The sequence below is a fragment of the Bacillus sp. G16 genome (assembly GCF_021282335.1).
GTDB lineage: Bacteria > Bacillota > Bacilli > Bacillales > Bacillaceae > Bacillus > Bacillus inaquosorum.
The window spans coordinates 1-20,920 of the sequence record NZ_JAJSOZ010000019.1; the positions used below are offsets into that span (position 1 = coordinate 1).

Genomic DNA, 20,920 nt, shown 5'->3' on the forward strand with positions numbered 1-20,920 from the left:
CGCTCGACTTGCATGTATTAGGCACGCCGCCAGCGTTCGTCCTGAGCCAGGATCAAACTCTCCGATAAAGTAGTTTGACTGACTACGCACATCGCTGTGCGATTTATTTAAAAATGAATTAACAGGTGCGTTTTGTCTTGTTTAGTTTTCAAAGAACTTTGTGCACTTCTCTCGAAGCGACTACTTAATAGTAACATTTTTAGTTAACTAGGTCAACACTTTTTTAAAAAAGTTTTACTAGTCATGTTTGTGTCTTTTAAAAGACAACAGAGATGATTATACCATAATTTTTATGACTGTAAAGAGGTATGGACATAAAAAAGCGCAGCTGTTTCAGCTGCGCTTTTCCTCACACTTCTTCTTGTGTTTCTTCTTGCTCATCTTCTTCGTTTTTCTCTACTAGTGCTACTGTAGCAACATGCTCTTCTTCTGCCATTCTAATGAGGCGTACACCTTGAGTGACACGTCCGGTAGTTGAGATGTCATCGATGTCCATTCTAATGAGTACACCGCTGGCTGTAATAATCATTAGATCCTCTTCACCTTTAGTAGCTTTCACTGCTACTAATTGGCCGTTGTTCTCAGTGATTTTCGCTGTTTTGAGTCCTTTTCCGCCCCGGCTTTGGGTTCTATACTCTTCAGCAGGAGTTCGTTTTCCGTAACCTTTTTCAGTTACGATAAGGACATGTGATTCTTCCTCTAATATCTCCATGCCGACAACAACATCGTCATCGGTCAGGGTGATGCCTTTTACGCCTGCCGCAGTTCTTCCCATTTCCCGGACATCTGTTTCAGGGAAACGGATCAGCAATCCATTTTTCGTTCCGATGATAATTTGTTTTGTACCGTCAGTCAGACGTACACCCATCAATTCATCATCCTCACGAAGACTCAGAGCGATCAGGCCATTGTTGCGAATATTAGCGAACTGAGACAGCGAAGTTCGTTTTGAAACCCCGTGCTTTGTTGTGAAGAAAAGGTAAAGATCCGCATTGAATTCAGTGACTGGAATAATCGCGTTAATCCATTCACCCTTTTCTACCTCCAGCAGGTTAATAATCGGGATTCCTTTTGCTGTTCTGCCATACTCAGGGATTTCATACCCTTTTGCACGATACACTTTCCCCTTGTTCGAGAAGAAGAGAATCGTGTCATGAGTTGAAGTAGAGATCAAATGTTCAACGAAATCATCTTCGTTTGTTCCCATTCCCTGTACGCCTTTTCCGCCCCGTTTTTGACTGCGGTAAGTTGATGCAGGGAGACGTTTAATATATCCGTTGTGTGTCAGAGTCACTACGATATTTTCTCTCTCAATGAGATCTTCATCTTCAATTGTCTCTAATCCAGAAGTGACGATCTCGGTACGTCTTTCATCGTTAAATCGCTCTTTGATTTCCGTGAGTTCTTCACGGATGATCTCAAGCACTTTATATTCGTTTGCCAAGATGTCTTTTAGCTCTGCAATTAGTTTAACTAGAGATTGGTATTCTTCTTCGATCTTTTCACGTTCCAGTCCTGTTAAACGCTGCAGCCTCATGTCGAGGATCGCTTGTGCTTGCTTCTCTGTCAGTGAGAATTGTTCAATTAAACCTGTTCTCGCGATCTCAGCCGTTTGGGAATTACGGATAAGAGAAATAACTGCATCGAGATGATCCAGAGCTACTCTCAAACCTTCCAAGATGTGAGCTCTCGCTTCCGCTTTACGCAATTCATAAGCAGTACGGCGTCTGATCACGACTTTTTGATGGTCAAGGTAATGCTCCAGACATTGCTTTAGATTTAAAACTTTTGGCTGACCGTCAACAAGTGCAAGCAGGTTGATACCAAAAGATGTTTGTAGAGCAGTTTGTTTGTACAGATTGTTTAGAATAACATTACCATTGGCATCGCGTCTGATTTCAATGACAATTCTCATACCTGTACGATCTGACTCATCACGCAGATCTGTGATGCCCTCTATCTTCTTGTCCCTAACGAGATCAGCAATTTTCTCGATTAATTTCGCCTTATTTACTTGGTAAGGTAACTCTGTAACGATAATTCTTTCTTTACCTGAAGATGTTTGTTCGATCTCAGCTTTTGCCCGGATCGTGATAGAGCCTCGGCCAGATTCGTATGCTTTCCGGATACCGCTGCGTCCCAAGATTTGACCCGCAGTCGGGAAATCAGGACCCGGAATGACTTCCATCAGCTCCTGGATTGTAATGTCCGGGTTCTCACTGACCGCAAGTACGCCGTCAATGATTTCCCCAAGCTGGTGCGGAGGAATGTTTGTTGCCATACCTACCGCAATCCCGGCAGCACCGTTCACGAGCAGATTCGGGAACCTTGAAGGCATAACAACCGGTTCTCTTTCTGACCCGTCATAGTTGTCCTGATAATCGATTGTGTCTTTTGTGATATCTCGAAGAATTTCCATCGAGATTTTAGACATTCTTGCTTCTGTATAACGCATGGCAGCCGCTGAGTCTCCGTCAACAGAACCGAAGTTTCCGTGACCGTCAACGAGCATATAACGATAGTTGAAATCCTGCGCCATTCTGACCATGGATTCATATACCGCTGAATCACCGTGCGGGTGGTATTTCCCGATAACTTCTCCGACGATACGCGCAGATTTTTTATAAGGCTTGTCACTCGTCATGCCCAAATCATTCATTGCATATAAAATCCGTCTGTGAACCGGTTTTAAACCGTCACGAACATCTGGAAGAGCACGGGACACAATAACGCTCATTGCGTAATCCAAGAAGGACGTACGCATTTCCTGACTGATATTTATTTCACGAACTTGTGGTGTGTTTTGTTCACTCATTAAAAAACCTCCCTGAAGTATCACATGAAATATGTGGGAGTAGATTGTCCATTATGATCTTCAATACGATTTCACTATTCTCCATTATATCAATAAACTTATGATTATACACATTAAATTGCTAGAATATATAGGTATTACAAGCTTTACTGAGTCTGGTCTCGTTCAGAAAAAAGCCTTATTTCTTATTGGAAATAAGGCTTTTTATATTAGATGTCAAGATTTTTAACGTATCTCGCATTCGCTTCTATGAAGTTCCGGCGCGGTTCTACTTTGTCGCCCATCAGCATTTCAAATGTCTCATCCGCATCCATTGCATCTTCAAGAGTTACCTGAAGGAGCGTTCTAGAGCTTGGATCCATGGTTGTCTCCCATAGCTGGGTGGCATTCATTTCACCAAGACCTTTATAGCGCTGCAATCCAGGCTTAGGCGTTTGAGGAAGAGTTTTTAACAGTTCTTCAAGCTCCTTGTCATTGTATGCATATTCAACACGTTTTCCCTGTTGAACCTTGTAGAGCGGCGGCTGCGCAATGTACACATAGCCATTTTCAATAATTTGGCGCATATATCTGTAAAAGAACGTTAACAGCAGTGTTCTGATGTGCGCGCCGTCAACGTCGGCATCTGTCATAATGACAACTTTGTGGTAACGGGCTTTCTCCAGGTTGAAATCCTCCCCGATACCCGTGCCGAGTGCTGTGATCATAGAGCGCACTTCGTTGTTAGATAGGATTTTATCCAATCTGGCTTTTTCAACGTTCAGGATTTTACCTCTAAGCGGCAAAATGGCTTGGAAATGTCTGTCGCGGCCTTGTTTAGCAGATCCTCCGGCAGAGTCACCCTCTACGATATATAACTCGGAGATGCTCGGGTCTTTTGAAGAGCAGTCCGCTAACTTACCTGGAAGGTTTGAAATTTCCAAAGCACTCTTGCGGCGTGTTAATTCACGCGCTTTTTTTGCAGCCATTCGTGCTCTCGCTGCCATTAAACCTTTATCGACAATTTTTTTTGCCGCATCTGGATTTTCCAGCATAAATGTTTCCATTGCCGCAGAAAATAACGTATCGGTGATTGTCCGTGCTTCTGAGTTGCCTAGTTTTGTTTTCGTTTGGCCCTCAAACTGCGGATCAGGGTGTTTGATTGAAATAATCGCGGTCAACCCTTCTCTTACGTCATCTCCGCTTAAGTTTGGATCATTTTCCTTAATAAGCCCTTTTTTTCTGGCATAATCGTTGATAACACGAGTCAGACCCGTTTTGAAACCAGCTTCGTGGGTACCGCCTTCATACGTGTTAATGTTGTTTGTAAACGAGTAAATGTTGCTTGTGTAGCTGTCATTGTATTGCAAAGCCACTTCAACCGTAATGCCGTCCTTTTCGCCTTCAATGTAAATCGGCTCTTCATGGACTACTTCTTTAGAACGGTTTAAATACTCTACATAACTTTTAATTCCGCCTTCGTAATGGTACTCATTTTTGCGCTCTTGTCCTTCACGTTTATCTTCAATCGTGATGTTGACGCCTTTTGTCAAAAAGGCTAATTCGCGCACGCGGTTAGCAAGCAGATCATAATCATACACAGTTGTTTCTGTGAAAATCTCAGGATCCGGGATAAAATGTGTCGTCGTTCCTGTATGATCCGTTTCGCCAATGATTTCAAGGTCTGCAACCGGAACTCCGCGTTTATAGGTTTGGCGGTGGATTTTACCGTCACGGTGTACCGTCACATCAAGCTCCGTTGAAAGCGCGTTTACAACTGACGCACCTACACCGTGTAATCCTCCGGACACTTTATAACCGCTTCCGTCAAATTTTCCTCCGGCGTGAAGCACTGTCATAATGACTTCTACCGCAGGACGGCCCATTTTTTCTTGAATACCGACTGGAATACCGCGGCCATTATCTGTCACCGTGATGCTGTTGTCTTTTTCAATTTGAATGTTGATATCCGTACAATAACCGGCGAGGGCTTCGTCAATACTATTGTCGACAATTTCCCATACCAGGTGGTGGAGGCCTTTGCTGTTTGTTGAACCGATATACATCCCCGGTCTTTTACGAACAGCTTCCAATCCCTCTAGAACCTGTATCTGATTTTCATCATAACTGTTTTGCTGCTGTTCCATAGCCACGTCATTCACCTACACTTTTCTTAACGATATATTCTGATAAAAAATTTCTAAGAATCTATTTCAAACATAAATTGCGCACGTTTTTTTAATGTGCTGGAAGATAAGGGAGAGTAATATATATTCTGAACCGTGACTACGATAGATTTGGGCGTGCCGTTTACGGAAGGCACCACCTTGTGTTTCTGTTTTTTCAGAAATTCTTCAACAATAGGCGACATGTTGGCTTTAAAGTCAAAAATGCCGACAATATCTCGTGTTGAAACCACAAAGTCATCACCTAAATGAATATACAATTGCCCACCTCATTTCTTCACTTCACTAACGCACCGTTTTGCACACGGAACATTCCTGCTTGACGTAAGGTTTCGTGATCAATGCCATCAACGCTCGTCGTTGTGACAAACGTTTGTACACGGCCTTGGATCGTATGAAGCAAGTGTGACTGGCGATAATCATCCAGCTCACTCAGTACATCATCCAATAGTAAAATGGGATATTCTCCGATTTCTTCATGGATCAGGTCAATTTCCGCCAGCTTAAGGGACAATGCCGTCGTTCGCTGCTGTCCTTGAGAACCATACGTCTGCACATCGCGTCCGTTCACATAGAAAAGAACATCGTCACGATGAGGCCCTGACAGCGTAACACCGCGCTCGATTTCTTTTTCTCTTAATTTAGAAAACGCTTCTTGATAGCTATCTCCTATTTTCGACAAGTCTTCAGGATCTGATACCTCAAGAGCCGTATGGTACTTTAGGGTCAGCTCTTCTAACCCTCTTGAGATGCCCGCATGAATTGGCTGCGCCCATTTTTCGAGCTGTGCTGTAAACTGCAGGCGTTTTACGACGACTTTTGCCGCAACTTCCACAAGCTGATCGGTCAAAACATCGAGCATCGTTCTGTCAGTTTGTTTTCTTGTTTGCAGCTGCTTCAAAAAATGATTTCGCTGAGAAAGGATTTTCTGGTAAAGAGAAAGGTCATACAGGTAAACAGGAGAAACCTGTCCGATTTCCATGTCAAGAAACCGCCTTCTCACTTGAGGGCTTCCCTTTACAAGATTTAAATCTTCCGGCGCAAACATGATGGTGTTGAGGGCCCCGACATACTGGCTGAGCTTTTGCTGTTCAATATGATTGACCTTGCCCTTTTTACCCTTTTTGGAGATGACGAGCTGCATCGGGATCGCCCCGTTTTGCTTCATCACTCTTCCCTCTATTTTAGCATAGTCTTTGTCCCACCGTATAAGTTCTTTGTCATTTGATGTCCGGTGCGATTTCGCCATGGACAAGACATAGATCGCCTCCATGAGGTTTGTTTTCCCCTGGGCGTTTTCTCCGATGATCACATTTACTTTATTTTCAAATTGCAGTTCGGCATGGTCGTAGTTGCGGTAAGATGTCAGCTCTAAGTTCTGGATATACAATCAGTATCACCCGCTTTAATTGACGACTTGAAATGAACCAAATCCTTCAATCTCTACCACATCTCCAACATACAGCTTTCTGCCGCGGCGGTTGTCCGGCTCGCTGTTCACAAGCACTTCATGCTCGCTTAAAAACCACTTTGCCATACCGCCTGACTGAATCACATCGGCTAATTTCAAGAATTGTCCGAGTGTAATCATCTCTGTATCAATTGAAATCGGATTTGCCATTATATCGACCTCTTTCAAATATCACTAATATCTAATTGTACTAAAAAAAAACGAATTAGGGAAAGGGAAAACTTGTCGGAGCAGATACCGAATAGAAAAGCTGCCGAGCGGGTCGGCAGCAGTGTATCGGATTAATAGGTTCTGACAGGAAGGATAAGCTGTACAATCGTTTCATCATTCGGCGTGCGAATTAAGAAAGGTCTCATTGCCCCTGTAAAGCTTACGCGTATTTCTGCTCCTTCAAGCACCTTTAGTGCATCCAGCATATATTTTGGACTAAATGAGATATTTAATTCCTCACCCTCAATTTGATCTGCAAGAATTGCTTCCACAACTTTACCGATTTCTGGTGAGTTAGACGAAATCTCAATGGATTCAGCAGGTTTTGCAGAAAGCTTCACCACGTTGTTGCGTCCCTCTCTGGCTAAAAGAGATGCACGATCAATCGCCTGAAGGAATTCTTTTGTGTTCACGATGATTTCGGTTTTGCTGTCTTGCGGAATCAGGCTGGTTGTATCTGGATAATTTCCGTCCAGAAGCCGTGAGAAGAACAAGACGTTTTTCGCTTTAAACAGAACTTGGGTTTCTGTGATGACGATATCTACAAGTTCTTGGTTATCATCCAAAATCTTGCTGAGTTCAGTTAAGCTTTTTCCCGGAATCACGACGTTATAAGATCTGTCTTCTGGAATATCAAGTTTCGCTTTTCTTAATGCGAGACGGTGACTATCCGTCGCAGTGCATAATAATTCACTTTGCTCCACTTTCCAGTTTACACCTGTCAAGATGGGGCGTGTTTCCGAGGTGGACACCGCGAAGACTGTTTGTCTGATTAGATTTTTTAACAAATCAGTTGGAATTTGAATCGCATGATGCTCTTCGATCTGCGGCAAGTGCGGATACTCATCAGCATCAAGCCCGTTTAGATTAAATTCAGCTTTGCCAGAACGGATAATCGTCAAATACTGATTTTGCACTTCGATTTCTACAGTTGCCATCGGCAGTTTTTTTACAATTTCACTAAAGAAGCGGGCTTGTAAAACGATGCTTCCGGGCTGTTCTATTGTGACGATTTCCTTATCTCCTTCTTCTTTAGGAATGAAGGATTCAATAGAAATATCTGAATCGCTTCCTGTAAAGGATACGCCATCATCTGATGCAACAATTTTAATACCAGTCAAAATGGGAATCGTAGTTCTGGATGAAACTGCTTTTAATACATCTTGGACACTTTCAACAAGACGATCTTTTTGAATCGTGAATTTCATTTTTATCCTCCTAACGGATAATGTATTAATATATATATTTTTAAAAAATAGTAGAAGTAATAGTAGGGCTTGTGGATTTGTGGATAAGTTGTGAAGAAGACAGGAAACACAGCCTATCCACATGTGGACAGACTGTGCATGACTTCTGAAAAGTTATTCACACTTTCCCCGAATAATCCCCGGACCTGCTATTTAAGCTGTTCTTTAATTTCTTTTACATGCTGCTGAAGCTGTTCATCGTCTGCCAGCAGTTTTGAAATTTTTTCGTGCGCATGAATAACGGTCGTATGGTCACGGCCTCCAAACTCTTCACCGATTTTAGGAAGAGAGGAATCAGTCATTTCCCTTGATAAGTACATGGCGATTTGACGCGGGAAAGCTACTGATTTCGTCCGTTTTTTTGCTTTGAAATCCTCGAGTTTAATATTAAATTGCTGGCCTACTACCCTCTGAATTTCTTTTATGGTAATGACTTTCGGTTTTGAAGAAGGAATAATATCTTTCAACGCCTCAGCGGCCAGATCAGCATTAATATCTTTATTAATTAAAGATGAGTAAGCAACAACTCTGATTAATGCTCCTTCAAGTTCCCGAATATTGCTGTCGATTTGATTTGCGATGTAAAGCATAACCTCGTTCGGAATATCGAGCCCTTCCGCTTTGGCTTTTTTTCTTAAAATTGCAATTCTCGTCTCCAAATCAGGCGGCGTGATATCTGTAATCAGGCCCCATTCAAAACGTGAACGCAATCTGTCTTCAAGTGTCGGAATTTCTTTTGGCGGTCTGTCACTTGAAATGACGATTTGTTTGCTTTCTTCGTGCAATGTGTTAAATGTATGGAAAAATTCTTCCTGGGTCTGTTCTTTCCCCGCTAAAAATTGAATATCATCTATCAAAAGCACATCAACATTTCGATAGCGATTGCGGAAATCGACGGCTTTATTATCTCGGATAGAGTTGATGAATTCGTTTGTAAATTTCTCAGAAGACAGATAAACCACTTTGGCAGAAGGATTATGATCTATTACATAATGGCCGATTGCATGCATTAAGTGTGTTTTCCCTAAGCCGACGCCCCCATAGATAAATAAAGGGTTGTATGCTTTCGCGGGTGCTTCCGCTACCGCAAGAGAAGCTGCGTGTGCAAATCGGTTTCCAGATCCGATGACAAAAGTATCAAAAGTATATTTTGGATTGAGCATATTTTGGGGAAAATCAGATGTTTCTTCTTTAACCGCTTTTTTGACTTGCGGTTTCGGCATGAAGTCTTCAACATCTTGATTTTGAGGAATGACAAACTTAATGCTCAATTCTTCCCCGGTTAACTCATATATAGTATCTGCAATAAGATGCAAGTATCTGGACTCCAGCCAGTCTCTGGCAAATTCATTAGGAGCAGTGATCGTCAATGTATCTCCCTGCAGTGAGTGGGCTTTAGTTGATTTCATCCAAGTCTCGAAACTCGGTTTGCTCAACTTTTTTTCGATTTGAGCAAGGGCTTGATTCCATAGGTCTAATATATTTTCCATCTTCCGGCACGTCCCTCCTTTTCATAGAAAATGGTGTCTTTCTCTGTTATAGAACACAAAAAAAGAGCAAATGGCGCTTGCCATTCGTACACATTAAATGTTGAAAACATATAATATAGTAGATAAATAGCTTTTCGACAAATTTCACAACTTGTGGACAACCTTCTACACAAGCTGTGTGAAAACAATCCACAACTTATCCACACTTTGTGGATAAAGAGGAAAGGTGAGATTAGTAATCAAGAGTTAAAACACAAATATAATACCAGAATAAACGAGAGCTTGCAATGGTTGTCACAATCTTATCCACAAAGCGGACAACCTGTTGAAAAAATCTTGTCCACAGGGGTTGGTAATGTGAAAATGTTGTCGATAACCTCTGTGGATATTGAAAAAAGGCGAAAAAGATATCCACATTCGTGATTTTAGGGGGAAATTGTTTGGATTTGACTTTTTTTCGTTAAATTAAGGAATCTGAAAAATAAGGTTTCGAAAGTTGAAAAGGTATGGTATCCTATTATGGTTGCAAGAAATAAAAGCACTAGTGAAGTTGACAATGAATAGGTAACGCAAATATAATAAGTAAGACTGTCTTTAACAGCTATTCCTCGAGGGAGGTGTCATAAATGAAAAGAACATTCCAACCGAATAACCGTAAACGCAGTAAAGTTCATGGCTTCAGAAGCCGTATGAGTTCAAAAAACGGTCGTCTAGTTTTAGCACGCCGTCGCCGCAAAGGCAGAAAAGTATTATCAGCTTAGGCCACTGAATAATGTCAGTGGTCTTTTTTCACGTTATGGGAAAAGATAGATGTGATGCATAAGGAACCGGGGCATGCTTCCTGGTTCTGATGCATCTCATTGTCATCATACATTTTTAAAAGTTTCTGCCAGCCAGTATCGGAGTGAGTCAATTGAAGAAGCGAAATCGTTTAAAGAAAAATGAAGACTTTCAAAAAGTGTTTAAGCAGGGGACATCCGTTGCGAACCGCCAGTTTGTCTTATATACGCTAGATCAGCCTGAAAACGATGAGCTGCGTGTCGGGCTTTCCGTCAGCAAAAAAATTGGCAATGCTGTGATGCGAAATCGGATCAAACGTTTGATTCGGCAGGCCTTTCTTGAAGAGAAAGAGAGACTGAAGGAAAAGGATTACATCATTATTGCCAGAAAACCGGCGAGCCAGCTGACATATGAGGAAACGAAAAAAAGTCTGCAGCATCTATTCAGGAAGTCTTCTTTATATAAGAAATCCTCGTCAAAGTAGGCATTGCCACTGCTTTCTTACAACTTTTAAAAGCGCTTCCTTTCTGGTTGATCAGAAAAAGACACCATTTAAAACTGAAAGATGCTAAAATACATACAAGTATGCTTTGCAATAAAAGAGTGTAGAGATTAATTATAGGAGGAAATGTTGTTGAAAAGGAGAATAGGGTTGCTATTAAGTATGGTTGGCGTATTCATGCTTTTGGCTGGATGCTCGAGTGTGAAAGAGCCGATCACTGCAGATAGTCCGCATTTTTGGGACAAGTACGTAGTATATCCATTGTCTGAGCTCATTACGTATGTAGCGAAATTGACGGGAGATAACTATGGACTTTCAATTATTCTTGTTACCATTTTAATTCGTTTATTAATTTTACCGCTGATGATTAAGCAGCTGAGAAGTTCGAAAGCGATGCAGGCTTTACAGCCGGAAATGCAAAAGCTTAAAGAAAAGTACAGCTCAAAGGATCAAAAAACACAGCAAAAGCTTCAGCAGGAAACAATGGCTTTATTCCAAAAGCATGGGGTCAATCCGTTGGCGGGATGTTTCCCGATTTTAATCCAGATGCCGATTTTAATTGGATTCTATCATGCGATCATGAGAACGCAGGCGATTTCAGAGCATAGTTTCTTGTGGTTTGACTTAGGAGAAAAAGATCCTTTCTATATTCTTCCTATCGTTGCCGGTGTCGCTACATTTGTTCAGCAAAAGCTGATGATGGCGGGCAATGCGCAGCAAAATCCGCAAATGGCGATGATGCTTTGGATTATGCCGATTATGATTATCGTATTTGCGATCAACTTCCCGGCGGCACTTTCTCTTTATTGGGTAGTCGGTAACTTGTTTATGATTGCGCAAACTTTCCTCATTAAAGGACCTGATATTAAAAAAGATCCTGAACCGCAAAAAGCTGGAGGAAAGAAAAAGTGAGGAATGTGACTGCTGCAGGGCGAAATGTCGATGAAGCAGTACAATCCGGGTTGCGAGAGCTGGAATTAACGAAGGATAAGGTTGAAATTACCGTTATTGAAGAGGGAAACAAAGGGTTTCTCGGTATTTTCGGTAAAAAGCCGGCGGTCGTAAAGCTGGTTGAAAGGATTGATCCGATTCAGCAAGCGAAGTCTTATCTTCAGACGATTGCCGAAGCCATTGCAGGGAAGTCTGATGTGACTGTTCAAGAAAGCAAAAAGACAGTACGTTTCCATATAACAGGTGAAAAAGCGGCATTGTTGATTGGGAAAAGAGGACAAACCTTAAATGCCCTTGAAACTTTGACACAGCTTGTCCTTAACCGTAATCCAGGCCAATATAAAAATGTGACGGTAGATGCAGAAAACTATCGTTTAAAAAGAAAAGATACACTGAGCCAGCTGGCCATCAGGCTTGCAGACCAGGTTTTGAAAACGAAAAAAGCAGTACATCTGGAACCTATGCCGTCCAGTGAAAGAAAAATCATTCATGATACTCTTTCTGGATATGCAAATCACCAGATCAAAACGTATTCAATGGGTGAAGGTGAAAATCGCCATCTCGTTATTTCCCATAAAAGATAGCATAAAACCGAAGTCCGGTAAAAATCGGATTTCGGTTTTTTTGTATGAGAAAAGTCTATTTTTCCTAGTAATATCAAGCTTTTGCCGTTTAAGTTTTTTCTTTTTAGGTGTATCCTGTTGATAAAAAGGAAGTTCAGGAAATAAAATTAATTGTTATTCACATGTGGATAAGTTAAAGTAATAGGAGGCGAATTCCTAATTCTGTGGATAACACATCTTCCACTTCGAACCAAACTATGTTATCTTTTAGTTTTGGCATAATAAAAATTTTTTTATATAGATGAAAGTATAAGTAAAGAGAGGTGAACAGCATGGATACAATTGCAGCAATTTCCACACCGATGGGTGAAGGCGCGATTGCGATTGTACGGTTGAGCGGACCAGAAGCAATTCAAATCGCAGATAAAATTTATAAAGGACCGAAGGGAAAAACACTCAGCTCGGTCGAATCACATACGATTCATTATGGTCATATCGTAGACAGACCTTCGGATCGTGTCGTTGAGGAAGTAATGGTATCAGTGTTAAAAGCACCGAGAACTTTTACACGTGAAGATGTCATCGAAATTAACTGTCACGGGGGAATTGTGACTGTGAACCAAGTGCTTCAGCTCGCATTGAGAGAGGGAGCGAGACTTGCAGAGCCGGGTGAATTTACAAAACGCGCATTTTTAAACGGCCGAATCGATCTTTCACAGGCGGAAGCGGTTATGGACTTAATCAGAGCGAAAACGGACCGGGCAATGAACGTCGCTATGAACCAAATGGAAGGGCGTCTTTCTGCTTTGGTGCGCCGTTTGCGCAGTGAGATTTTAGAAACGCTTGCTCATGTTGAGGTGAATATAGATTATCCGGAGTACGATGATGTAGAGGAAATGACGCATCAGCTTTTGGTTGAAAAGGCAACCGCCGTGAAAAAAGAAATTGAGGCGCTGCTGAGGACTTCTGAGCAAGGGAAAATTTTGCGTGAAGGTCTTTCTACTGTCATTATCGGCCGGCCGAATGTGGGAAAATCATCTCTTCTGAACAGCCTTGTTCATGAGGCGAAAGCCATTGTGACCGATATTCCCGGAACGACTCGGGATGTGATTGAGGAATACGTTAATGTAAGGGGCGTTCCGCTCCGTCTGGTTGATACAGCAGGTATTCGTGAAACAGAGGATATTGTAGAACGAATCGGTGTTGAACGTTCTCGCCAGGTTCTAAAGGAAGCGGACCTGATTTTACTTGTGCTTAATTATAGTGAAGAGCTTTCTGAAGAAGACGTGAAGCTTTTTGAAGCCGTTGAGGGCATGGACGTTATCGTGATTATGAATAAGACTGACCTTGAGGCGAAGATTGACAGTGAACGTGTCCGTGAGCTTGCCAATGGACGTCCTGTTGTTACGACATCTCTACTAAAAGAGGAAGGCATCAATGATTTGGAAGAAGCGATTCAATCGCTGTTCTACACGGGTGCCATTGAAAGCGGGGATCTGACTTATGTCAGCAACACACGTCATATCTCTATTTTACAGCAGGCCAAACGTGCCATTGAAGATGCGCTTAGCGGCATTGAACAGGATGTCCCGATCGACATGGTGCAAATCGACCTTACAAGATGCTGGGAGCTTTTGGGCGAAATTATCGGAGATTCTGTCCACGAAAGCTTAATTGACCAGCTCTTTTCGCAATTCTGTTTAGGAAAATAATAAAAGGAGGAACTAGAATCATGGGGTATGAAGCAGGCCAATACGATGTGATTGTGATTGGCGCCGGGCATGCCGGTGTTGAGGCTGCCCTCGCATCTGCACGCCAAGGCGCCAAAACGCTTGTCTTGACCATCAACTTAGATATGGTTGCATTTATGCCATGTAATCCGTCTGTCGGCGGCCCCGCAAAAGGGATTGTCGTCCGCGAAATTGACGCGCTCGGCGGAGAAATGGGCAGAAACATCGATAAAACGCATATTCAAATGAGAATGCTGAATACTGGAAAAGGTCCTGCGGTCCGTGCATTGCGTGCCCAAGCAGACAAATTCCAATATCAGCACGAAATGAAAAATACGCTTGAAAAAGAACCAAACTTAACATTGCTGCAAGGAATTGTGGAGAGGCTGATCGTTGAAGACGGCGAATGCCGCGGTGTGATTACACAAACCGGCGCGCATTATCGTGCGAAAGCCGTTGTCATGACGACTGGGACATATTTAAGAGGGCGAATCATTCTTGGTGATCTGTCTTACTCAAGCGGTCCGAACAACCAGCAGCCTTCTATTAAGCTTTCTGAGCATTTGGAAGAACTGGGCTTTGACCTTGTTCGTTTTAAAACAGGTACGCCGCCTCGCGTCAAAAGCGACACGATTGATTACAGCAAAACGGAAATCCAGCCTGGTGACGATGTGCCTCGCGCTTTCTCATATGAAACAGTGGAATATATTACAGATCAGCTTCCTTGCTGGCTGACATATACAAGCCCTGAGACGCATGAGATTATTGACAGCAACCTGCACCGTTCACCGATGTATTCCGGTATGATCAAAGGTACGGGCCCAAGATACTGCCCGTCCATTGAAGATAAAGTTGTCCGTTTTAATGATAAACCGCGTCACCAAATCTTCCTTGAGCCGGAAGGCAGAAATACGCAGGAAGTCTATGTCCAAGGTTTATCTACAAGTCTTCCAGAAGATGTACAGCAAAGAATGCTTGCAACGATTCCGGGTCTTGAAAACGTGCAAATGATGAGAGCCGGCTATGCGATCGAGTACGATGCGATTGTACCGACACAGCTATGGCCGACACTTGAAACGAAAAAAATCACAAACCTGTTTACTGCAGGCCAAATTAACGGAACATCCGGTTATGAAGAAGCCGCGGGACAAGGAATTATGGCAGGAATCAATGCAGGTCGAAAAGCGCTTGGAAAAGAAGAAGTGATTCTGAGCCGTTCTGACGCCTATATTGGTGTTCTGATTGATGACCTTGTGACAAAAGGAACCAATGAACCATACCGTCTATTGACATCTCGTGCTGAATACAGACTGCTTCTTCGTCATGACAATGCTGATTTGCGTCTGACAGAAATCGGACACAGCATTGGATTGATTTCTGATGAGCGCTATGCAGCTTTTGAGAAGAAAAAAGCGGCAATTGAAGCGGAGAAAAAACGTCTGCATTCTGTGATTATCAAGCCGTCTCCGGAAAATCAAGAGTATATCCGTTCTCTTGGCGGAAGCGAATTGAAAGATGGCGTTCGCGGCACAGACTTGATGAAACGTCCTGAAATGAACTATGAAACAGTCACTAAACTGGCGCCACCAGAAGTGCCGGTTCCGCAAGACGTGGCAGAACAAGTAGAAATCCAAGTGAAATATGAAGGATATATTGAAAAATCTCTTCAACAAGTGGAAAAACTGAAGAAGATGGAAAATAAAAAAATTCCGGATCGAATTGATTATGACGCAATTAAAGGGATAGCGACTGAGGCGCGTCAAAAGCTGAAAAATGTGCGTCCTTTGTCTGTTGCCCAAGCTTCCCGCATTTCCGGTGTAAACCCGGCGGACATTTCAATTCTATTGGTGTATTTAGAGCAGGGACGCATTGCGAAGATAGCCGAATAGAAAGGATGACGGCATGAATATTGAAGAATTCACTTCTGGTTTGGCGGAAAAAGGGATCTCCCTTTCTCCCCGTCAGCTGGAACAATTTGAGCTGTATTACGACATGCTGGTTGAATGGAATGAAAAAATCAATCTGACTTCAATTACAGAGAAAAAAGAAGTGTATCTTAAGCATTTTTATGATTCCATCACAGCCGCTTTTTATGTCGACTTCAATCAAGTGAACACGATTTGTGATGTCGGAGCGGGAGCGGGTTTTCCGAGTCTTCCGATTAAAATATGCTTTCCGCACCTCCATGTCACAATCGTGGATTCACTAAACAAACGGATTACGTTTTTAGAAAAGTTGTCTGAAGCTTTGCAATTGGAGAATACGACATTCTGCCATGACAGAGCTGAAACATTCGGACAGCGGAAAGACGTACGGGAAAGCTATGATATTGTGACGGCGCGAGCAGTTGCAAGACTATCTGTTTTAAGTGAACTTTGCCTGCCTCTGGTAAAGAAAAACGGTTTATTTGTTGCTTTAAAAGCCGCATCAGCTGAAGAAGAACTGAATGCAGGCAAAAAAGCGATCACGACGCTTGGGGGAGAACTTGAGAATATCCATTCCTTTAAGCTGCCTATTGAAGAAAGCGATCGTAATATTATGGTGATACGCAAGACAAAAAATACACCTAAGAAGTATCCAAGAAAACCGGGAACTCCTAATAAATCGCCAATTGAAGGGTAATTTAGACAGCCTGATATGACAATACCATCATATTTTCATCAAAATTGATGGATGTACAGCAGGAAAAACCATGAGAAAATAGAATTATAAAAATGGCAGTTTTTAAAGGTGGTGTAGGTACATGAAGCATTCATTCTCTCGTTTCTTCGGGCTTGGTGAGAAGGAACAGGAACCGGAGATTGCTGAACATGAAACAAACAAAGAAGAGATTCTGGAAATACCGGTAAATGCTATCGTTCCCAACCGTTTTCAGCCACGCACCATTTTCTCAGATGAAAAAATCAAAGAGTTAGCAATGACCATTCATACACACGGCATTATTCAGCCGATTGTTGTCAGGCATACAGAAGAAGAAGGCCAATACGAACTCATTGCAGGTGAAAGACGCTGGAGAGCGGTGCAATCGCTCGAGTGGGAAAAGATTCCGGCTATTATTAAGGATTTTTCCGACACGGAAACCGCTTCTGTGGCGTTAATTGAAAACTTGCAGCGGGAAGAACTGTCTTCTATTGAGGAAGCGCATGCCTATGCTCGGCTTCTTGAGCTGCATGACTTAACACAGGAAGCACTCGCACAGCGTTTAGGAAAAGGGCAATCCACAATTGCGAATAAGCTGCGGTTATTAAAGCTGCCTCAGCCGGTCCAAGACGCGATTATGGAGAAGAAAATCACTGAGCGTCATGCCAGAGCGCTGATTCCGCTGAAACAGCCTGAGCTCCAAGTCACACTGCTCACAGAGATTATTGAGAAAAGCTTAAATGTAAAGCAGACGGAAGACCGCGTGGTGAAAATGCTGGAGCAAGGCCAGAGAAAACCAAAGCCGAGACGCAAAGCGTTCAGCAGAGATACAAGAATTGCAATGAACACGATTCGCCAGTCACTATCAATGGTTGAAGACAGCGGTGTAAAATTGAATACGGAAGAAGAAGAATTTGAAGAATATATTCAATTAACGATTCGCATACCAAAATAAAAGCTCTCCTGATAAGCAGGGGAGCTTTTTGTGTTTGTGGTAAAAGGAAATTAATTACTTTTACTGAATATTATTATATTAGAATTCTTTTCTTTGAGCTTGTGGATAAATTCTTCAGTATTTTGCGGTGAAATCACAGCATGTCCCCATCCCCCCTGATAATATATCGTGATGGCATGACGAGAGCCGATCAGACGAAAACCTGACCACAGCTTCTTTTTTTGAACCACTTTTTCGATTTTTTCGTAAGGAATTTGATGTTTGATCAGTCCGGCTTTAATGATCAGGTGGTGCTCCTTCAATACATATTTCAGGTCAATAAAGCTCCAAATGATGAGCACATTTAAAAGAGTCAGCAGAGCAAAAATGATCCAGCCTGAAACCCTTACATTTCCCAGTACAAAAGGAACAATGGCATCCGCTTGTATCAGTAATATGAGAAACACAATCATCAGCGTAACGGGTATATCTCTTTTTGTTTTATAAACCATATTCTCACCGTCCTGTACGTTCTGCACTGTAACTTCTTCTTTTTTTCTTTAAGAAATTCCTTTTTTAAGTCAAAAAAACATAGAAATTGCAGAATTTATAAGAGAAAGCATATAGCGTGCTTGAATTTTCAATTATTTCCTTTCTGAATTGGAACAAAATGATGAAAAAAATGAAACGCTTTAATCTTTTTTTGATAGAATAGAAGCAAGATAGTACATGTTCATGTGAAAGTAGGTGACATCGTGGGAAAAATCATAGCAATTACGAACCAAAAAGGCGGAGTCGGCAAAACAACGACGTCTGTCAACCTTGGGGCATGTTTGGCTTACATAGGGAAAAGGGTTCTGCTGGTAGATATTGATCCGCAGGGAAATGCGACAAGCGGATTAGGGATTGAAAAAGCCGATGTAGAGCAGTGTGTGTACGATATTTTAGTAGATGATGCAGATGTAATAGATATTATTAAAGCAACAACAGTAGAAAACTTGGACGTGATTCCTGCGACGATTCAGCTTGCTGGAGCTGAGATCGAGCTGGTTCCGACGATTTCAAGAGAAGTGAGACTGAAGAGGGCGCTTGAAGCAGTAAAGCAGAATTATGATTATATTATCATTGATTGTCCGCCGTCATTGGGGCTGCTGACAATTAACGCGCTTACTGCCTCAGATTCCGTTGTGATTCCGGTACAGTGCGAATATTACGCCTTAGAGGGGCTCAGCCAGTTATTAAATACAGTACGCCTTGTACAAAAGCATTTGAATACTGATTTAATGATTGAAGGAGTATTGTTGACAATGCTTGATGCACGGACAAATCTCGGCATTCAAGTGATTGAAGAGGTTAAAAAATATTTTAGAGATAAAGTATATAAGACGGTTATTCCACGTAATGTCCGTCTGAGCGAGGCACCGAGTCACGGAAAACCCATCATTTTATACGATCCGCGGTCAAGAGGTGCGGAAGTATATTTAGATTTAGCAAAGGAAGTGGCTGCGAATGGCTAAAGGCCTTGGAAAAGGGATTAATGCGTTGTTTAATCAGGTCGATTTGTCTGAAGAGACTGTTGAAGAAATTAAAGTTGCCGATTTACGCCCTAATCCTTATCAGCCAAGAAAACACTTTGATGACGAGGCATTAGCTGAACTAAAAGAATCCGTGCTGCAGCATGGCATTCTCCAGCCGCTTATCGTCAGAAAATCTTTAAAAGGCTATGATATTGTTGCGGGTGAACGGCGTTTTCGTGCGGCAAAGCTGGCGGGTTTAGACACGGTTCCGGCGATTGTCCGTGAATTATCAGAGGCATTAATGAGAGAAATTGCTTTACTGGAAAACCTTCAGCGTGAAGATTTATCGCCGCTTGAAGAGGCTCAGGCCTATGACTCTTTGCTGAAGCACTTAGATCTCACACAAGAACAGCTTGCCAAACGTCTTGGCAAAAGCAGACCGCATATTGCGAATCATTTAAGATTGCTGACATTGCCAGAAAACATTCAGCAGCTTATTGCCGAAGGTACGCTTTCTATGGGGCATGGCCGCACGCTTCTTGGCCTGAAAAACAAAAATAAGCTTGAACCGCTTGTACAAAAGGTCATTGCAGAGCAGCTCAATGTTCGTCAGCTTGAGCAGCTGATTCAGCAGTTAAATCAGAATGTTCCACGTGAAACAAAGAAAAAAGAACCCGTGAAAGACGCAGTTATAAAAGAACGGGAATCCTATCTCCAAAATTATTTTGGAACAACAGTTAATATTAAAAGACAAAAGAAAAAAGGCAAAATCGAAATTGAATTTTTCTCTAATGAAGATCTTGATCGGATTTTAGAGCTATTGTCTGAACGTGAATCGTAAAAAAAGAAACCATCTTTCCAGCGAAGATGGTTTTTGTTTTATATTCGCCCAGTGAGCCGTTGCAGCGGGCTAAGGCGTTCCTGTCTCCACTCTGTTCGATCTGTTAAACTCAATCCTTCAGCAAGAACATTTGCCATATTCATGACCAAGTGCAGCCTTGTATTTTGTAAAACAAAGTATTCCATAAAACCACTCACATTCACAATTCCGTTAATATGAAGATCTCCTACTTCAGGCAGGTCTTTTTGCACTCCGGCTCCGGGCTTTAATGGCCCGTCTCCGATTTGAAACGATCCTACACTTTTGACGCGTCCTAAGCATGCATCGACTGCTATAATAAATGGATTTTTATGTAATTTTTGAATATCATTGATTTTATCTTTCATATTCACAGCATGGACTGGGTCAGATAAGGTGCCATAGACATGAAATCTGGTGAGCTGCATCTGTTTGAGTTTCATTCCTACGAGCGGGCCTAATGAATCACCGGTTGAACGGTCTGTTCCGATACAAACCACGACAATTGGTTTGCCGGCAGCTTTACGTAAGGATGATGAAAGGATGGTTTGGATTTGTTTTGCAGCAGCTGCATCTGTATGTGAAACATATTGCTTTACTCGTTCCTGAGAGGAAAAAAGCCCGCCTTTTCGATTCATAGGTTTCACTTCCTTGTTATAGTAGGTAACAGAATAGCTATGGTGTATGTAGATATGTAAGGTTGTTTACAGTATATCCAGCAGTGCGGTCTTTTATGCTTTGTGTATGACGCTGGATATTTTTTGAGATAGAGGGTATGAATGGTTGGCTGCCGGACATTGATTTCGGCGGCATCGGGTATCTGGATGAAGATGCATACAAAGGAATGTTAGAACAAGTGAAGGATGAGGTTCATTCCTTATTTCCGCGGACAAATTAATATCGGTTTTCGACTGCCTGCATTGGCAGTCTTTTTTTATGTGTATTTCGTATGATAATTTCACCTTGTGGTCAATGTCTATGAAAATATGGCATTTTTGCTTTGTGTTATTTATATAGTAACAATAACAGGAACAGCTGAACTCTGT

The 20,920-nt window shown here is 42.1% G+C and carries 20 protein-coding genes and 1 rRNA gene; 11 read left to right on the forward strand and 10 right to left on the reverse strand.

Annotated elements, in window-relative coordinates; translation table 11 throughout:
* From LWH95_RS17930 to dnaA, 8 genes are all read right to left on the reverse strand, one after another.
* Positions 1-68, reverse strand: a 16S ribosomal RNA gene (locus tag LWH95_RS17930); the annotation flags it as partial.
* Between the two features lie 281 nt (positions 69-349).
* Entirely contained in the window at positions 350-2,815 is a 2,466-nt protein-coding gene (gene gyrA, locus LWH95_RS17935; protein WP_019257227.1) for a DNA topoisomerase (ATP-hydrolyzing) subunit A, read from the reverse strand.
* Positions 2,816-3,024: 209 nt separating this feature from the next.
* Positions 3,025-4,941, reverse strand: coding sequence for a DNA topoisomerase (ATP-hydrolyzing) subunit B (gene gyrB, locus LWH95_RS17940; protein WP_003236659.1), 1,917 nt, complete (start codon positions 4,939-4,941; stop codon positions 3,025-3,027).
* Between the two features lie 53 nt (positions 4,942-4,994).
* Complete coding sequence (remB, locus tag LWH95_RS17945) at positions 4,995-5,240, reverse strand: extracellular matrix regulator RemB (RefSeq protein ID WP_003219266.1); 246 nt, start codon at positions 5,238-5,240, stop codon at positions 4,995-4,997.
* A 17-nt stretch (positions 5,241-5,257) separates the two neighbouring features.
* On the reverse strand, positions 5,258-6,370 hold the full coding sequence (gene recF / locus LWH95_RS17950) for a DNA replication/repair protein RecF (RefSeq protein WP_019257226.1): 1,113 nt from the start codon (positions 6,368-6,370) through the stop codon (positions 5,258-5,260).
* Positions 6,371-6,385: 15 nt separating this feature from the next.
* Positions 6,386-6,601, reverse strand: a complete 216-nt coding sequence (gene rlbA / locus LWH95_RS17955) for a ribosome maturation protein RlbA (RefSeq protein WP_003236655.1) — start codon at positions 6,599-6,601, stop codon at positions 6,386-6,388.
* Positions 6,602-6,732: 131 nt separating this feature from the next.
* Positions 6,733-7,869 carry a DNA polymerase III subunit beta gene (gene dnaN, locus LWH95_RS17960; protein ID WP_003236654.1) on the reverse strand — a complete coding sequence of 379 codons (1,137 nt, stop codon included), beginning with the start codon at positions 7,867-7,869 and terminating at the stop codon, positions 6,733-6,735.
* 188 nt (positions 7,870-8,057) lie between these two features.
* Positions 8,058-9,398 carry a chromosomal replication initiator protein DnaA gene (gene dnaA, locus LWH95_RS17965; RefSeq protein WP_003236652.1) on the reverse strand — a complete coding sequence of 447 codons (1,341 nt, stop codon included), beginning with the start codon at positions 9,396-9,398 and terminating at the stop codon, positions 8,058-8,060.
* A 626-nt stretch (positions 9,399-10,024) separates the two neighbouring features.
* Between dnaA and rpmH the strand changes: the two genes are divergently transcribed.
* The 8 genes from rpmH (at position 10,025) to noc (ending at position 17,519) form a co-directional block, all read left to right on the forward strand.
* Positions 10,025-10,159, forward strand: coding sequence for a 50S ribosomal protein L34 (gene rpmH, locus LWH95_RS17970; RefSeq protein WP_003178075.1), 135 nt, complete (start codon positions 10,025-10,027; stop codon positions 10,157-10,159).
* A gap of 152 nt (positions 10,160-10,311) precedes the next feature.
* Positions 10,312-10,662, forward strand: coding sequence for a ribonuclease P protein component (gene rnpA / locus LWH95_RS17975; RefSeq protein ID WP_003236647.1), 351 nt, complete (start codon positions 10,312-10,314; stop codon positions 10,660-10,662).
* Positions 10,663-10,806: 144 nt separating this feature from the next.
* The gene (gene spoIIIJ / locus LWH95_RS17980) at positions 10,807-11,592 is read left to right on the forward strand and encodes a YidC family membrane integrase SpoIIIJ (protein ID WP_080010902.1); all 786 of its coding nucleotides are present in this window, start codon (positions 10,807-10,809) and stop codon (positions 11,590-11,592) included.
* A complete protein-coding gene (gene jag / locus LWH95_RS17985) occupies positions 11,589-12,215 on the forward strand; it encodes an RNA-binding cell elongation regulator Jag/EloR (protein ID WP_003236644.1) in 627 nt (208 codons plus the stop codon). The genes spoIIIJ and jag overlap by 4 nt, the downstream gene beginning before the upstream one ends.
* A gap of 311 nt (positions 12,216-12,526) precedes the next feature.
* Entirely contained in the window at positions 12,527-13,906 is a 1,380-nt protein-coding gene (gene mnmE / locus LWH95_RS17990) for a tRNA uridine-5-carboxymethylaminomethyl(34) synthesis GTPase MnmE (protein ID WP_003219255.1), read from the forward strand.
* 20 nt (positions 13,907-13,926) lie between these two features.
* On the forward strand, positions 13,927-15,813 hold the full coding sequence (mnmG, locus tag LWH95_RS17995; protein ID WP_060399975.1) for a tRNA uridine-5-carboxymethylaminomethyl(34) synthesis enzyme MnmG: 1,887 nt from the start codon (positions 13,927-13,929) through the stop codon (positions 15,811-15,813).
* Between the two features lie 13 nt (positions 15,814-15,826).
* Complete coding sequence (rsmG, locus tag LWH95_RS18000) at positions 15,827-16,546, forward strand: 16S rRNA (guanine(527)-N(7))-methyltransferase RsmG (protein ID WP_119914585.1); 720 nt, start codon at positions 15,827-15,829, stop codon at positions 16,544-16,546.
* A 121-nt stretch (positions 16,547-16,667) separates the two neighbouring features.
* Positions 16,668-17,519: a nucleoid occlusion protein gene (gene noc / locus LWH95_RS18005; RefSeq protein WP_003219249.1), complete on the forward strand. Its 852-nt coding sequence runs from the start codon at positions 16,668-16,670 to the stop codon at positions 17,517-17,519.
* Between the two features lie 50 nt (positions 17,520-17,569).
* Here noc and LWH95_RS18010 read toward each other — a convergent pair whose 3' ends face one another.
* The gene (locus LWH95_RS18010) at positions 17,570-18,010 is read right to left on the reverse strand and encodes a PH domain-containing protein (protein ID WP_232920127.1); all 441 of its coding nucleotides are present in this window, start codon (positions 18,008-18,010) and stop codon (positions 17,570-17,572) included.
* Between the two features lie 243 nt (positions 18,011-18,253).
* Here LWH95_RS18010 and soj point away from each other — a divergent pair, with 243 nt between their 5' ends.
* Both soj and spo0J read left to right on the forward strand, forming a co-directional pair.
* The gene (soj, locus tag LWH95_RS18015) at positions 18,254-19,015 is read left to right on the forward strand and encodes a sporulation initiation inhibitor protein Soj (RefSeq protein ID WP_003219244.1); all 762 of its coding nucleotides are present in this window, start codon (positions 18,254-18,256) and stop codon (positions 19,013-19,015) included.
* Entirely contained in the window at positions 19,008-19,856 is an 849-nt protein-coding gene (gene spo0J, locus LWH95_RS18020) for a stage 0 sporulation protein Spo0J (RefSeq protein WP_133485209.1), read from the forward strand. The genes soj and spo0J overlap by 8 nt, the downstream gene beginning before the upstream one ends.
* A gap of 38 nt (positions 19,857-19,894) precedes the next feature.
* Here the strand turns inward: spo0J and yyaC are convergent, their stop codons facing one another.
* A complete protein-coding gene (gene yyaC / locus LWH95_RS18025) occupies positions 19,895-20,512 on the reverse strand; it encodes a spore protease YyaC (protein ID WP_084992270.1) in 618 nt (205 codons plus the stop codon).
* A 137-nt stretch (positions 20,513-20,649) separates the two neighbouring features.
* Between yyaC and LWH95_RS21645 the strand changes: the two genes are divergently transcribed.
* Positions 20,650-20,772, forward strand: coding sequence for a hypothetical protein (locus tag LWH95_RS21645; protein WP_268275665.1), 123 nt, complete (start codon positions 20,650-20,652; stop codon positions 20,770-20,772).
* Positions 20,773-20,920 lie beyond the last annotated feature (148 nt).

Excerpts from the sequence above, each read along its gene's own strand:
- gyrB (WP_003236659.1), bottom strand. The coding sequence starts at position 4,941 with ATGGAACAGCAGCAAAACAGTTATGATGAAAATCAGATACAGGTTCTA.
- rlbA (WP_003236655.1), bottom strand. The coding sequence starts at position 6,601 with ATGGCAAATCCGATTTCAATTGATACAGAGATGATTACACTCGGACAA.
- mnmG (WP_060399975.1), top strand. The coding sequence starts at position 13,927 with ATGGGGTATGAAGCAGGCCAATACGATGTGATTGTGATTGGCGCCGGG.
- LWH95_RS18010 (WP_232920127.1), bottom strand. The coding sequence starts at position 18,010 with ATGGTTTATAAAACAAAAAGAGATATACCCGTTACGCTGATGATTGTG.
- gyrA (WP_019257227.1), bottom strand. The coding sequence starts at position 2,815 with ATGAGTGAACAAAACACACCACAAGTTCGTGAAATAAATATCAGTCAG.
- LWH95_RS21645 (WP_268275665.1), top strand. The coding sequence starts at position 20,650 with ATGAATGGTTGGCTGCCGGACATTGATTTCGGCGGCATCGGGTATCTG.
- dnaA (WP_003236652.1), bottom strand. The coding sequence starts at position 9,398 with ATGGAAAATATATTAGACCTATGGAATCAAGCCCTTGCTCAAATCGAA.
- noc (WP_003219249.1), top strand. The coding sequence starts at position 16,668 with ATGAAGCATTCATTCTCTCGTTTCTTCGGGCTTGGTGAGAAGGAACAG.
- spoIIIJ (WP_080010902.1), top strand. The coding sequence starts at position 10,807 with ATGTTGTTGAAAAGGAGAATAGGGTTGCTATTAAGTATGGTTGGCGTA.
- yyaC (WP_084992270.1), bottom strand. The coding sequence starts at position 20,512 with ATGAATCGAAAAGGCGGGCTTTTTTCCTCTCAGGAACGAGTAAAGCAA.
- spo0J (WP_133485209.1), top strand. The coding sequence starts at position 19,008 with ATGGCTAAAGGCCTTGGAAAAGGGATTAATGCGTTGTTTAATCAGGTC.
- dnaN (WP_003236654.1), bottom strand. The coding sequence starts at position 7,869 with ATGAAATTCACGATTCAAAAAGATCGTCTTGTTGAAAGTGTCCAAGAT.
- rsmG (WP_119914585.1), top strand. The coding sequence starts at position 15,827 with ATGAATATTGAAGAATTCACTTCTGGTTTGGCGGAAAAAGGGATCTCC.
- mnmE (WP_003219255.1), top strand. The coding sequence starts at position 12,527 with ATGGATACAATTGCAGCAATTTCCACACCGATGGGTGAAGGCGCGATT.
- rpmH (WP_003178075.1), top strand. The coding sequence starts at position 10,025 with ATGAAAAGAACATTCCAACCGAATAACCGTAAACGCAGTAAAGTTCAT.